The 12,426-nt window shown below is 71.7% G+C and carries 9 protein-coding genes, 1 tRNA gene and 1 pseudogene; 4 read left to right on the top strand and 7 right to left on the bottom strand.

Features of this window, described 5'->3' with window-relative positions:
• Positions 1–28: 28 nt before the first annotated feature.
• Together ACFYY1_RS26400 and ACFYY1_RS26395 are read right to left on the bottom strand one after the other, a co-directional pair.
• Positions 29–694 carry a deoxynucleoside kinase gene (locus ACFYY1_RS26400; protein ID WP_388589968.1) on the bottom strand — a complete coding sequence of 222 codons (666 nt, stop codon included), beginning with the start codon at positions 692–694 and terminating at the stop codon, positions 29–31.
• Between the two features lie 208 nt (positions 695–902).
• A pseudogene (locus ACFYY1_RS26395) lies at positions 903–2,343 on the bottom strand (alanine--tRNA ligase-related protein); the annotation flags it as partial.
• A 15-nt stretch (positions 2,344–2,358) separates the two neighbouring features.
• Between ACFYY1_RS26395 and ACFYY1_RS26390 the strand changes: the two are divergent.
• A complete protein-coding gene (locus tag ACFYY1_RS26390) occupies positions 2,359–2,832 on the top strand; it encodes a helix-turn-helix domain-containing protein (RefSeq protein WP_388589965.1) in 474 nt (157 codons plus the stop codon).
• Complete coding sequence (locus ACFYY1_RS26385) at positions 2,832–4,049, top strand: tyrosine-type recombinase/integrase (RefSeq protein ID WP_388590129.1); 1,218 nt, start codon at positions 2,832–2,834, stop codon at positions 4,047–4,049. Before ACFYY1_RS26390 ends, ACFYY1_RS26385 begins: the two co-directional genes overlap by 1 nt.
• A 110-nt stretch (positions 4,050–4,159) precedes the next feature.
• Here ACFYY1_RS26385 and ACFYY1_RS26380 read toward each other — a convergent pair.
• Positions 4,160–4,233, bottom strand: a tRNA-Pro gene (locus tag ACFYY1_RS26380).
• 50 nt (positions 4,234–4,283) lie between these two features.
• Positions 4,284–6,917 (bottom strand): ATP-binding protein, encoded by a 2,634-nt coding sequence (locus ACFYY1_RS26375; RefSeq protein WP_388589962.1) that lies wholly within the window; start codon positions 6,915–6,917, stop codon positions 4,284–4,286.
• A 107-nt stretch (positions 6,918–7,024) separates the two neighbouring features.
• On the opposite strand from ACFYY1_RS26375, the gene ACFYY1_RS26370 reads away from it, so the two are divergent.
• Positions 7,025–7,552 (top strand): DUF309 domain-containing protein, encoded by a 528-nt coding sequence (locus tag ACFYY1_RS26370; protein ID WP_388589959.1) that lies wholly within the window; start codon positions 7,025–7,027, stop codon positions 7,550–7,552.
• Positions 7,553–7,669: 117 nt separating this feature from the next.
• Positions 7,670–8,176, top strand: coding sequence for a hypothetical protein (locus ACFYY1_RS26365; RefSeq protein ID WP_388589957.1), 507 nt, complete (start codon positions 7,670–7,672; stop codon positions 8,174–8,176).
• Between the two features lie 7 nt (positions 8,177–8,183).
• Here ACFYY1_RS26365 and ACFYY1_RS26360 read toward each other — a convergent pair whose 3' ends face one another.
• From ACFYY1_RS26360 to ACFYY1_RS26350, 3 genes are read right to left on the bottom strand one after another with little or no spacing between them, the layout of a single operon-like run.
• On the bottom strand, positions 8,184–9,419 hold the full coding sequence (locus ACFYY1_RS26360; RefSeq protein ID WP_388589954.1) for an FAD-dependent oxidoreductase: 1,236 nt from the start codon (positions 9,417–9,419) through the stop codon (positions 8,184–8,186).
• Entirely contained in the window at positions 9,416–10,870 is a 1,455-nt protein-coding gene (locus ACFYY1_RS26355; protein WP_388590126.1) for an NAD(P)/FAD-dependent oxidoreductase, read from the bottom strand. Before ACFYY1_RS26355 ends, ACFYY1_RS26360 begins: the two co-directional genes overlap by 4 nt.
• Before the next feature lie 40 nt (positions 10,871–10,910).
• The gene (locus ACFYY1_RS26350) at positions 10,911–12,344 is read right to left on the bottom strand and encodes an FGGY family carbohydrate kinase (protein ID WP_388589951.1); all 1,434 of its coding nucleotides are present in this window, start codon (positions 12,342–12,344) and stop codon (positions 10,911–10,913) included.
• Positions 12,345–12,426 lie beyond the last annotated feature (82 nt).

Below are 12,426 nucleotides of genomic sequence, written 5' to 3'. Positions count from 1 at the left end.
CACCTCGGCTTGCGGCCACCGGGAAGCGTCACGCGCGCCGTGACCTCGCCAGTGCCAGGGCGTCCGCGACCTGCCGGACCACACGTTCCGCGTCCTCGGGACGGTTAACGACATCGGTGTCGTTCATGTCGATCACGAGGACGTCACTGGCGGAGTATTGCTCGTGGACCCAGTCGTCGTACCCGGACCACAGCGTCCGGTAGTACTCGACGAGGCTCCGGTCCTGCTCGAACTCGCGTCCCCGTAGCCCGATGCGGTGCAGTACCGTCTCGAAGTCCGCCCGGAGATACACCATGAGATCGGGTGCCTTGCGGTAGGGCAGGCCGTCGATCTCGCGCATCATCTCCGCGAGCAGCCCCTCGTAGACCTGCATCTCCAGGGAACTGATCCTGCCGAGGTCGTGGTTGACCTTGGCGAAGTACCAATCCTCGTAGATCGACCGGTCGAGGACGTTGTCGTCCTGCTTGTACGCCTCTTTGATCGCGGCGAACCGCGTCTGCAGGAAGTAGAGCTGGAGAAGGAAGGGGTAGCGCCGCGCCGCTATCTCCTCGGGGCCTGCTGTGTAAAAGAGGGGCAGGATCGGATTGTCGTCCACGCTCTCGTAGAAGACCTTGCTCCCCAGCTCCTTGGCGATCAGTTCGGCCACACTCGTCTTGCCGATGCCGATCATACCGCCGACGCAGATCACTGCCATACCTCGCTTCTTTCCCGGGCACCGTCAGAGGCGCGCGATGTCAGCGGGCGCGGCACTTGCACCACGCCACGAACCGTCGCGGAGCCTCAGAGACGCCGCAGCGGACATCAAGGGGCGAATTCGGCACTCTCGCGCATGACGGCCGGGAGGATCATATCTGCGGGGGGCAACGGCCGAATCCAGGTGACCGAGCCGACTGTCCGCACCGTCAGTGCGCCGCGATCACCTGCGGCAGCGAGCCCAGTGTCTCAGCGACCCGGTCGGCGGGCAGGCCGCCGCCCTGGGCGAGGTCGGCGGAGCCACCGCCTCGTCCGTCGAGGAGCGCCTTGATCAGCGCGGAGGCGTCGAGGCCGCTCGCGGGCCGCCCGGTTCAGGGCGATGACCATGGTTCCCGTGGTGGTGGCGACGGCCGCGGTGCCTGGGACGGTGGCGGGCAGGAGGTCACGGACGGCTGTGGCCAGCGCGCGAGCCTCTTCCGCGCCGCCCTCGACCGTGGCGGTGACGGTCTGCACGCCGTTGACATCGGTCGCGGTGCCGGCGAGTTCTCGGGCGCGCGCTCTGATGGCCCGGTCCTTGAGGCGGGCGTTCTCCCGGTCGGTGGTCCTGAGGCGGTCCAGGAGGGCGGCGATCTTCTCGGGAAGTTCGGCGCGGGGCGCGCCCACCTGTGCGGCAAGAGCGGCGACGAGGTCGCGTTCGCGGGCGAGGTAGCTGAAGCCCTCGATGCCGACGGCGGCCTCCAGGCGTCGCATGCCCGTGCCGACGGAGGACTCACCGACCAGGGCGACGGTGCCGATCTGCGAGGCGTGCTCGACGTGGGTGCCGCCGCACAGTTCGCGTGACCAGGCGCCACCGATCTCGACGACGCGGACCTTTTCGCCGTAGGTCTCGTCGAACAGGGCGAGCGCGCCGATCTCCTTGGCCTCGGGCAGCGTCATCCAGCGCACGCCGACGGTCAGGTCCTTGCGCAGGGCACGGTTCGCGGCTTCCTCGATCTCGCTGCGCGCGGCCGGGGACAGTGCGCCGCGCCAGGGGAAGTCGAGGCGCAGGTGGCCGGGCCGGTTGTAGGAGCCGAACTGGAGGGCGGTCGGTCCGAGGATCTCGCGCAGGGCGGCGTGCAGGACGTGGGTGCCGGAGTGGGCCTGGCGGGCGCCGAGCCGCCACTCCGGGTCCACCGCGGCGACCACGCGGTCGTCAGGCGCCATCTCACCTGCGGTGACGCGGACTTGGTGGGCGACCAGGCCGGGCAGCGGGCGCTGCACATCGAGGACTTCGGCCTCTGCGTGGGCTGACGAGAGGCGTCCGGCGTCGCTGTCCTGGCCGCCGGACTCGGCGTAGAACGATGAGCGGTCCAGGACGACGGTGACGATCTCGCCCTCGCGGGCGACCGGGATCGGGCCTGCCGGACCGAGGATGCCTAGGACGCGGGACTCGGTGGTCAGGGTCGTCCAGGCTTGCCAGTCGGTGGGGCCGTGGGCGTCGAGCAGGGCGCGCAGGGCAGTGGTGTCGGTGGTGTCGGTGGTGCCGCCTGACTTGCGGGCGCGGGCGTCGGCACGGGCGCGTTCGCGTTGGTCGGTCATGAGGGCGGTGAAGCCGTCGCGGTCGACCTCGACGCGGCAACATAGCCGAACATCGCCGGTTAGCCAAACCGGCGCTTCTGCAGACGATTGTTGTCCACCGTTTGCCCAGAGCACCACTGCGGATCAGTTCCATCAGAAGGGACTCACCGCTTCTGTGCATGCAGAACCGATGGTTCTCCACCTGCGGACCGCGTCGCTTGTCGCCGACCGCCTTCTTCGGTACCCCTTTGGTGCTCCATACCCCCCGGAGATCCACCGCCCTTGCCCACCGAACCGATAGCAGACAACACAGACCGTCAGACACACACGAAGGATGAGGGCAGTGCCCCTTTCGTCCGAGATGACAACCAGTCGTTTCTCCTGGCCAATGCCTGGTACTCGACGCGCGACCTCGCCGACTGCCTGCGTGTAAACACCTCGACTCTGCGCCGTTGGCGCACCGCTCGGCCGCCCCAGGGCCCGCCGTTCGTCTCCGTTTCGGAACGCGTCATCATGTACAGCGCGGTCGACGTTGAAGAATGGCTGCGTCGCCACCGGACCGTCCCGCGCCGAGTCGCATGATGACCGACAAGGCCATTGTGCCGGTCGGTGTCCGACTCACCACCGACATCGAGTACCGGCCTGATCGCCCCAACCCGTACCGCGCCCGAGTCCGCTGGTTCGACCCAGCTACGAAGCGGCGCCTGTCCCTGTCGGAGGGAAAGGCTGACGAGGATGAAGCGCAGGAGTGGCTCCAGTCCATCATCGAAGCGGCTGAGGCAGGGCTGTCCCCGTCGCTCGCCACCATGAAGCTCGCCGAATACGGCAACGCGAACATGGACCTCGCCCTGCGCGGCCTGGAGCTGAAAACACTCGACCCCTACCTGTCAGGCTGGCGGATGCGCGTCGTGCCCGCCCTGGGCCACGTCGCGGTCCGGATGATCACCAACGGCGCTGTCGACCGCACCGTGCAGAACTGGATCGCCGACGAGCACAGCCGCTCAACGGTCAAGAACACCATCGCCGTCCTGGTCCGCGTCATGGAGCAGGCAGTCCGCGACGGCATCATCAAGGTGAACCCCGCCCGGGTGACCGGCTGGCAGAAACTCTACAAGCAGGCTGAGGACGAACTCCTCGACCCACGCGCACTCGCCCTGCCCAACTGGGAAACACTCGTCGCACTGGCCGACGCACTCGTGGCCGCCTCCCACGACGAGTACCGCGGCTGGGGAGACGTGGTCATCTTCGCCGCGTGCACCGCCGCACGGATCGGAGAGATCTCAGGCTGCCGCATCGGAGACATCGACACCACCCAGTGGATCTGGACCGTGCGCCGTCAGACCACACCCGCCCCCGGCGGGCTGACCGACAAGGGCACCAAGGGCAAGCGGGCCCGCAAGGTTCCCATCGTCGAGGAGATCCGCCCCCTCGTCGCGCAACGCATCCTGTCCGCCGGCCCCAATCCGGACGCCCGCCTGTTCACGGGCCCGCGAGGCGGACGCATCTCCACCGCCGTCCTGCGCGACGCCACACACTGGGACGACGTGGTCACCAAGCTCGGCTACGAGCATCTGCGCCGCCACGACCTCCGACACACCGGACTGACCTGGTTCGCCGACGCCGGGGTCCAAGTACACGTGCTCCGCAGAATCGCCGGCCACGGTTCACTGACCACCACCCAGCGCTACCTTCACCCGGACGTCCACAAGATCACGGCCGCCGGGGCGGCGCTCTCGGCCCACTTCAGCGCGCTGCGCGCACCGCGCTCACTGCCGAGCCCCATCGTCATGACCCGCTGACCCGGTCAAGGACGCCGGACCTCCAGCTGGTCCCCAACTGGTCCCCAAAAATGATCAAGGGCCGGTTTCGGATTGCTCCGAAACTGGCCCTGATCTGCGACTGTCTCCAGTCGGGACGACAGGATTTGAACCTGCGACCCCTTGACCCCCAGTCAAGTGCGCTACCAAGCTGCGCCACGTCCCGATGCGGTTCCCCCCGGTGTTCCCCGGCGGGCTCGCAGGACAAACATTACCTCACTCCGAGGACCGGATCGACGCCCGTGCCTGGTGGGCGCGGTTCGCCAGGGATTCCGCGCCGCATGCGGTGGCCAGCTTGTGGGCCCGGGCGAGCTCGCGTGGTGAGCGGATGGCGATGCCGTAGTCGACGAGTGCCAGCGCGTGTTCGTACGCGGACGGGGACGCCTCCAGGTGGCGGACCGACTCGGCCAGCAGACGGGTGGCGTCCTCGGGGCCGACGAACAGGGAGACACAGCGCAGGGCCTCACCGATCGCGGTGTCCGTGCCGAAGCGCTCGGCGTGCACCCGGGCCGTGGTGGCGAGTTGGGCGGCGCGGGCCGGATCCTCCTCGGCCAGGGCGCGGGCCAGGTCACCGGCCCAGGGGGCCCAGACCCCGTTGAACCTGCCCCGGGGTTCGAGGGCCTGGCCGGCCGCTTCGAGTTCGGCGATCGCTTCCTTCGTACGGCCTTCGGCCAGCAGCAGGCGACCGCGTACGCACGGGCCGTCGGGCAGCACCATCGCGCTGGGGTAGGGCGCGCCGAAGGCGTAGCGGTCGGCGATCTCGCGGGCCTCGGTGACCCGGCCGCGGGCGACCAGGGTGTCGATGAGCAGGCAGGCCGCGTCCCAGTGGACCGGAAGTCCGCTGCCGACCCGGTCGGCGAGGCGCAGTCCTTCGCGCAGGAAGCCCTCGGCCTCGGCGAGCCGTCCGCGACGGCGGTGGACCAGTCCGAGCAGGGTGTGCGCGAACGCGAGGTGCGCCCCGCTCCAGCCGGAGATCTCGAAGGCCCGGACGGCCTCGCCGAAGAGTTCCTCGGCCCGGTCGAGCTGGTCGGTGAAGGCGTAGGTGATGCCGACGAGGGTCGGCAGTTCGAAGCCCCACTCCGTGTCGGTCCAGCCGAGGCCCCGGGCGGGGTGGCCGTCGACCAGGGCGCGTTCGCAGAGGTCGACGATGAGCTGGGAGTTCTCGCCGCGCAGCATGGCGTCGAAGGCGCGGAGCGTGAGGAGGGCGCGCTCGGCGTTGTCGCGGCCCTGGAGGTGGTCGGCGTTCCGTGCGAGACGGCTGGACCGGCCGGGACCGTCCTCCTCACCGGCCTGCATGCCCTCCCAGAGGAAGTGGGCCGCCTGGAGCCGCATCAGGCCGGGGCCCGGAGCGGTGCGTGCGGCCTCCGCGGCGAGGGCGCTCGCCGCTTCCCTGAGCTGGTTGTTGTGGGAGTGCGCGGCCGCGAGCCGGTAGGTGGCGTCGACCCGCTGGTCGTCGCCGAGTCCCGGCATGTCGAGGGCGGCGCGCAGGTGCTGGACGGTGGTGGCCGGGGAGCTGAGCAGCGTGGCGCAGCCCAGTTCGTACAGCAGGGTGGCCTTGACGCGCTGGCGCGGCGGTTCCTGCAGGGCACGTTCGAGACAGCGGCGGGCGGCTTCCGGGGCGCCGACGGCGAGGTGCAGCTTGGCTGCTTCGCGGAGCTGCTCGACCAGTTCCTGGTCGTCGTCCGGGTGTACTTCGAGCAGGTGTCGGGAGGCCGCGGCGGGGCCGAGGCCCGCCCGGGTGATCGCCCAGGCGGCGCGGCCGTGCATGGCGGTGCGGGTGGCCGGCGGGATGGACCGGTACACCGCGCTGGCGATGAGCGGGTGGACGAATTCCAGCGGGTCGAAGCCGGTGACGATACGCGCTTCGCGCAGTCGTGCCGTGCAGTCGGCGGCCTCGGCCGAGCTCATTCCGGCCAGGGTGGCGGCGAGGTCCTGTGAGATGTCCGTGCCGAGTACGGCGGCGGCCCAGGCGAACCGGTTGGCGTTGGTGCCGAGCCGTTCGAGCCGGGCGACGAGGCCGCTGCCCCGGGCCGAGGCGCCGAGCTCGCGCAGCAGTCCGGCGGCCTCCTCCAGCGGTGCCAGTTCGCGGTCCTGGACCTTGGCGACGAGTTCGACCGCCTCGTAGGGGTTGCCGCCGGTGACGGCCCACACCTCGCGGCAGAACGGGTCGTCGGCGTGCTCGCCGAGGGCGGCGCGGACCAGTTCCGCGGTGGCGTCCGGAGTGAGTGCGCGCAGCGCGACCCTGACCTGGGAGGGGTGGGCGCTGCCCGGTCCGCTCTCGTTCTGCCGCGCCGCCAGCTCTTCCGGGCGGTGGGCCTGGACGACCAGGACGGGCAGTTCGCCGAGGCGGGCGGTGAACGAGGCGAGCCAGGCGAGGGATTCGCCGTCCGCCCAGTGCGCGTCGTCGATGATGAGGAGCAGCGGACGGTGGCTCAGCCGGGAAGCGAGCCGGGCGACGACGAAGTCGAGGCCGTCGCGCACACCTTGCGGGTCCGGCTGCGGGCCGGTCGGCTCGGCCAGTCCGAGGGCCGGTGCGGCGATCTCGTACCAGGGCCCGAACAGGGTTCGTACCTCGTCGGGCGGGAATTGGTCCAGTGCGGGTTGCAGCAGCTGGCGCACGACGTGGAACGGCACGGATGTGACCGTTTCGCCGCCTCGTGCCGACCAGACGGTGCAGCGGTCGGCGGCGATCCTCTGGATCTCGCCGAGCAGTGCTGTCTTGCCGATGCCTGCCTCGCCGCTGAAGATCAGCAGCCCGCCGACGGCCTGGGCGCCGCAAAGGGCGTCCACGGCTTGTGCGGCGGCAGCGAGTTCCGGTTCGCGCTCGTACAGCGGCCGGGACGGCTTCATGCCTACCCTCCCCAGGGTGGTACGGATGGCTTCGACACTAGTCGTGTCCGGGGGTCCACGGACAGTGGTTCGGACAGTTCGCCGCAGGTGCGGGGCACAATCGTGGCGTGGACGAGACTCGCAGGGACCGGGACACCGAGGGCCGGGCGCGCAACGCCCGCCCGCGCGACGGGCTGGGGCGCCCCCTTCCGTACGGGGTGCCGGGGGTCGAACGGCAGCCGGAGGGGGTGGTGCGCACTCCCGAGGAGACGGTGCGGGAGGCGCAGCGGTTGCTGGACTCGGGGATGCCGTTCCACGCGCACGAGGTGTTCGAGGACGCGTGGAAGTCGGGTCCGGTGGCGGAACGGGAGTTGTGGCGCGGTCTGGCCCAGTTGGCCGTGGGGCTGACCCATGCGGCCCGGGGCAACGCGACGGGAGGGGCCCGGCTGTTGCGGCGCGGGGCGGCGGCGCTCGCGGAGTTCGCCGGGGCCCGGCCGTACGGGATCGGCGTCGACGGGCTGATCGGCTGGGCCGGTGAGCTGGCCGGGCGGGTGGAGGCCGCGGGTGGTGGGGGCGCGGCCGGTGGCGGAGGTGTGCGTGCCGAGCCGGTCGACGCGGCCGCCGAGGCGCCGCGCCTGCGGCCCCCGGCCCGGTGACCCGGTGGCACGGGCCGCGGGGATGTGGCCGGGCGCGCCGCAGGCCCGCGTCATATTGCGCCGCCCGTCTGCCGGAGCGGTGAACAGGGCGGCCCGTACCGATTACGATCGCGCGTCATGAGCACTTCTGACCAGGACCAGGCCGTGGACACCCCGATACCCGTCCCCGAGGCCGATCCCGAGACCGGTCCCGGGGCCGTCGTGGAGGCCGAGCCCGTCGCGGAGGCGAAGTCCATCGCGGAGGCGGAGCCCGACGTGGAGGCGAAGCCCGTCGCGGACGAGGAGACCGTCGCGGACGAGGAGACCAGGGCCGACGAGGAGAGCGGGGCTGCAGAGGAGGCCGGGGCCGACGAAGAGGCCGGGGAGCGTAAGCTGACGCCTCGTCAAGCCAGGCGGCTGCGGGTGGTTCTCTCCTCGGTCGGCATGGCCGCGATGGCGGTGGTCCTCGCGCTGCGGATCGCCAGCCGGTCTTCCGTCCTGGTGGTCGGGGTGTACGGGCTCGCGCTGATCCTGTGCGGGATCGTGATCGAGCTCAGCCGGAACGGCCGTACCCGCCTCGGCAGTTGGCTGCTGGCCGTCGGCCTGGCCGCGGCGATCGGGTCGGACTGGCTGTTGATTCCCTGACATACGGTCAGCGCACCGAGACCCGTACGGTCCCGCCGCGCGGATCGGCCCGGTCGAGCCAGTCGCCGCGCAGATGGAACGGGCGGTCCGGCACGGCGGGCAGCAGCAGCCGCTGCCGGTGGAGCTCCCGGCCGTCCTGGCGGACGACGAGCAGCGGCGAGGACAGCCGCCGGTCGGTGCGCAGGACGAAGCGGCCCCGGAGCGGGAGGCCGCCGTCCCGGTCCACGAGGTTCGGCGCGATCCACCGCAACGGGGAGTCGACCGCGACGGCCGGCCGGCCGGTGGGCCAGTCGCCGGTTGTCAGATGACGCAGTACGGGCGCGGCGACCGCCCGGCCCTCGGCCCGTGCGACGCCCGCGCTCTCCACGCCGTGCAGCAGGTTGCCGACAGCGAAGACTCCGGTGCGGTCGGTGCGGTGGGCGGCGTCGTACGCGGGACCGCGGGTGCCGGGGTCGAGGGTGACCTCGCCGCGCCGGGCGATTTCGTGGTCGGGGATCCAGTCGCCGGTGAAGACGACGGTGTCGCAGCGCAGGGTCGCCCTCCGGCCGTCGTGGTGGCGCACCGAGACTCCGGTGAGCCGTTCCCGGCCGGTCAGGGCGGTGACGGTGGTGCGGCCGAGGACCGGGGTCCGGTCGCCGGACCGGGTCAGGGCGGCGAGCCGGGGAGCGGGCCGGTCGGTGACCATGGCGACCACGTCCACGCCCGCGACGCGCAGGGTGTCGGCCGCGGCACGGCTGACGGGCTCGTCGCCGATGACGACCGCCCGGGTGCCGATCCGCTGCCGGTACAGGTGGACGGCCTGCTGAAGTTGGCCGGTGGTGTAGACGCCGGGCGGGCGGCTGCCGGGGACGAGACGGGCGCTTCGGGGGCGTTCGCGGGCGCCGGTGGCGAGGATCACCGCCCGGGCGGTGATGCGTTCGAGGCCGGTGGGTGCGGTGGTGTCCACGGTGAGCGGTCCGGCCCAGCCGGTGACGGTGACACCCGTACGCAGGGTGGCTCCGGCGCGGACGGCGGCGGCCACGCAGCTCTCGGCGTACGCGGGCCCGGTCGCCCTTCCCCCGCCGATGCTGCGGCCGCCGAATCCGCCGTGGTGGCAGTGGCGGGGGACGCCGCCCGCGGTCTGTTCGCGTTCCAGGATCTCGACCCGGCCCGCGCCGGACGCGGCGAGTTCGGCACCGGCGCCGAGGCCGGCCGGGCCGCCCCCGACGATCAGTACGTCGACGGTCCGTTCGTGCCGGGTCATGTCCTGGCCTCCTCGAAGAGTGCGCGGACCGCTGCCCCGCAGTAGAAACCCTGGCACCGTCCGTTGCCGGCTCGCGTCCTGCGCCGCAGGCCGTCCGGGGAGTGCGGCGGCACCGGGCCGGCCAGGGCGTCCCTGATCTCGCCCGCGGAGACCCGTTCGCAGTGGCAGACCAGCGTGCCGTACGCCGGGTCCGCCGCGATGCGTCCGGCGTCCTGGTACGGGCGCGGGAAGGCCTCGCCGAGGTTGGGCATGGTGACGGCCGGCAGTTCGTGCGGCGTTCCGAGATCGAGGCCCGAGTCTCCGAGCAGGTCGACGACGTGCGCGGCGATGGCCATGGAGGCGGTGAGTCCGGTGGAGCGGATACCGCCGACGGTGATGTACCGCAGCTCCGGCCGGGAGCGGATGCGGTAGTCCTCCTGGCCGGTCGCGGCACGGAGTCCGGCGTAGACGGCGGTGACTTCCTCGTCGAGCAGTTCCGGCAGGATGCGGCGGCCCTTCTCGCGGAGCAGGGCGATCGCGTCGGCCGTCGATCCGGTGGCGGTCTTGTCGTCGAGTTCCTCGGCGGTGGGGCCGAGCAGCACGTTGCCGAAGACGGTCGGTGCGACCAGGACGCCCTTCCCGGCGGCGGTGGGCACCGGCAACAGGATGTGGTCGACGAGATCGCGGGCGAGCTTGTCGAAGACGATGAGCTGGCCGCGGCGCGGGGTGACGGTGAAGTCTTCGTGGCCGAGTTCCCGGTCGAGTTCGTCGGCGTACAGTCCGGCGGCGTTGATCAGGTGGCGGGTGCGCAGCGGTCCCCGGGTGGTGGTGAGGGTGTGGACGTCGTCGCCGCGTTCGATGTGCCGCACCCGGCAGTTGAGGTGCAGATGGACTCCGGCGCGCACGGCCTGGGTGGCGTAGGCGAGCGGGGTCGTCCAGGGGCAGATGATGCTCTCGTCGGGGATTTCGAGTGCACCGAGGGCGCCGGGTCCCAGGTGGGGTTCGCGGGCGCGCAGCTCGTCGGCGTCCAGGAGGCGGGCCGCGTGGTAGTCGTTCCGCTCGGCCTTGGCCAACAGGGTGGGCAGTGCGGCGAGTTGCTCTTCGTCCCAGGCGACGAGCAGGGCTCCGACGCGTTCGACGGGGATGCCGGTCTCGGCCGCGTACGCACGGAGCCTGTGCTGTCCCTCGCGTACCAGCCGGGCTTCCAGGGAGCCGGGTACCGCGTCGAAACCGGTGTGCAGGATGGCGGTGTTGGCCTTCGAAGTGCCGTTGCCGATGTCGTCGGAGGCTTCCAGGAGTGCGGTGCGCAGCCGGTGGCGGGCCAGTTCGCGGGCGATGGCGGCGCCGACGACGCCGGCACCGACGACGGTCACGTCGTAGACAGGGCCGCCGGGCGGTTCGTCGGCGACGCGTTCACCGGCGATCGGTGCGCCGACGGTCAGTTCGCCGGCCGTTGTGATGGTCGGGCTCATCGCTTTGGTCGTGGGGCTCATCGCGTGACTCTCGTACGTCTCAGGCATGATCCAGCAGGGTCTGTACGGCGGTCCGGAACCCGGCGAGCCGTTCGGCCGCCTCGTCGGCGCCGATCCGGGGTTCGTACACGGCGGCCGGCTTCCAGTCGGGCAGGGCCTGGCGGACCGGGAGCCGCGGGTCGATGCCGAGCCTGGCGACGGCCCCGACGCCGAGTGCGGTGACATCGGGCAGGACGGACACCTCGACGGGCCGTTGCAGCAGGTCGGCCTGGGTCTGCATGAGGAGTTCGGAGCGGGTCAGGCCACCGTCGACCCGGAGCGCGGTCAGTGGCGAGCCGAGGTCGGTCGCGACCGCCTCGGTGAGCTCGACGACCTGGGCCGCGATGCCTTCGCACAGGGCCCGCACCAGGTGGCCCGGGGTGGTGCCGAGGCCGAGGCCGGTCATCGATCCGCGCAGGTCACCGCGCCACCAGGGGGCGGCGAGCCCGGCGAGTGCCGGTACGAAGGTGACGCCGCCGGAGTCGGGGACGGCCGTGCCGACCGGGTCGAGGTCGGCCGCGCCGGAGATCACCCCGAGGCCGGTGAGCCAGTCGACGGCGGACGCGGCGGTGTACACCTGCCCGTCGAGGCAGTAGCTGGTGCGGCCGCCGAGCCGCCAGGCGACGCAGCTGACCAGTCCGGTGGAGCCGCGGCGTGGGGCGGGCCCGGTCTGGGCGAGCAGGAAGGCGCCCGTCCCGTAGGTGCATTTGGCGTTGCCCGGGTCCAGGGCGTTCTGGGCGAGCAGGGCGGCCTGCTGGTCGACGAGCAGGCCGGTCAGCGGGAGTTCACCGCCGAAGGCGGTCGTCGTGCCGACCGTGGTGTCGCAGTCGACGACCTCGGGCAGCCGTTCGTCGCCGAGGCCGAAGACGTCCAGGGCCCGGGGCGACCAGTCCGCCCGGTCGAGGTCGAGCAGTTGGGTGCGGCCCGCCGTAGCCGTGTCGGTGACGAACGCGCCGGTCAGCTGATGGACCAGCCAGGAGTCGCTGGTGGTGACGACGCCTTCGCGGGTCAGCTCCCGGCGGATCCAGGCCATCTTCGGCGCGGCGAAGTACGGGTCGAGCGGCAGCCCGGTGAGATGCGTCAACTCGTCGTCGTATGAGGCGAGTTCGGTGCAGATCGAGGCAGCTCGCCGGTCCTGCCAGACGATCGCATCGGTAAGTGGCCGTCCCGTGTCCGGGTCCCAGGCGAGCACCGTCTCGCCCTGGTTGGCGAGGCCGACCGCGACCACGGGCTCGGCGGCCTCCCGTAACGCCCGGCCACCCGCTTCCACGACCGAGCCGAGCAGGTCGGCGGGGTCCGCCTCGACCACGCCTCCGGCGCCGTGCCGGGTTCGTACCGGAACGGAAGCGGAACCGATCACCCCTCGCTCGGGGCAGATCACCAGAGCCTTCGTCCCCGACGTGCCCTGGTCCACGGCGAGTACCGGGCCTGTCATCGACTCTCCAGCTGTGCGGAAGCTCTGCGGCTTGAACGGAATCGTGATCACTGAACTCGCCGCCCAGAGTGGTGCAGACCAC

The sequence above is a fragment of the Streptomyces sp. NPDC001890 genome (genome assembly GCF_042891445.1).
Classification (GTDB): Bacteria; Actinomycetota; Actinomycetes; order Streptomycetales; family Streptomycetaceae; genus Streptomyces.
Note: the sequence above shows the minus strand (reverse complement) of the source record. Positions and strands in the feature narration are given on the sequence as shown.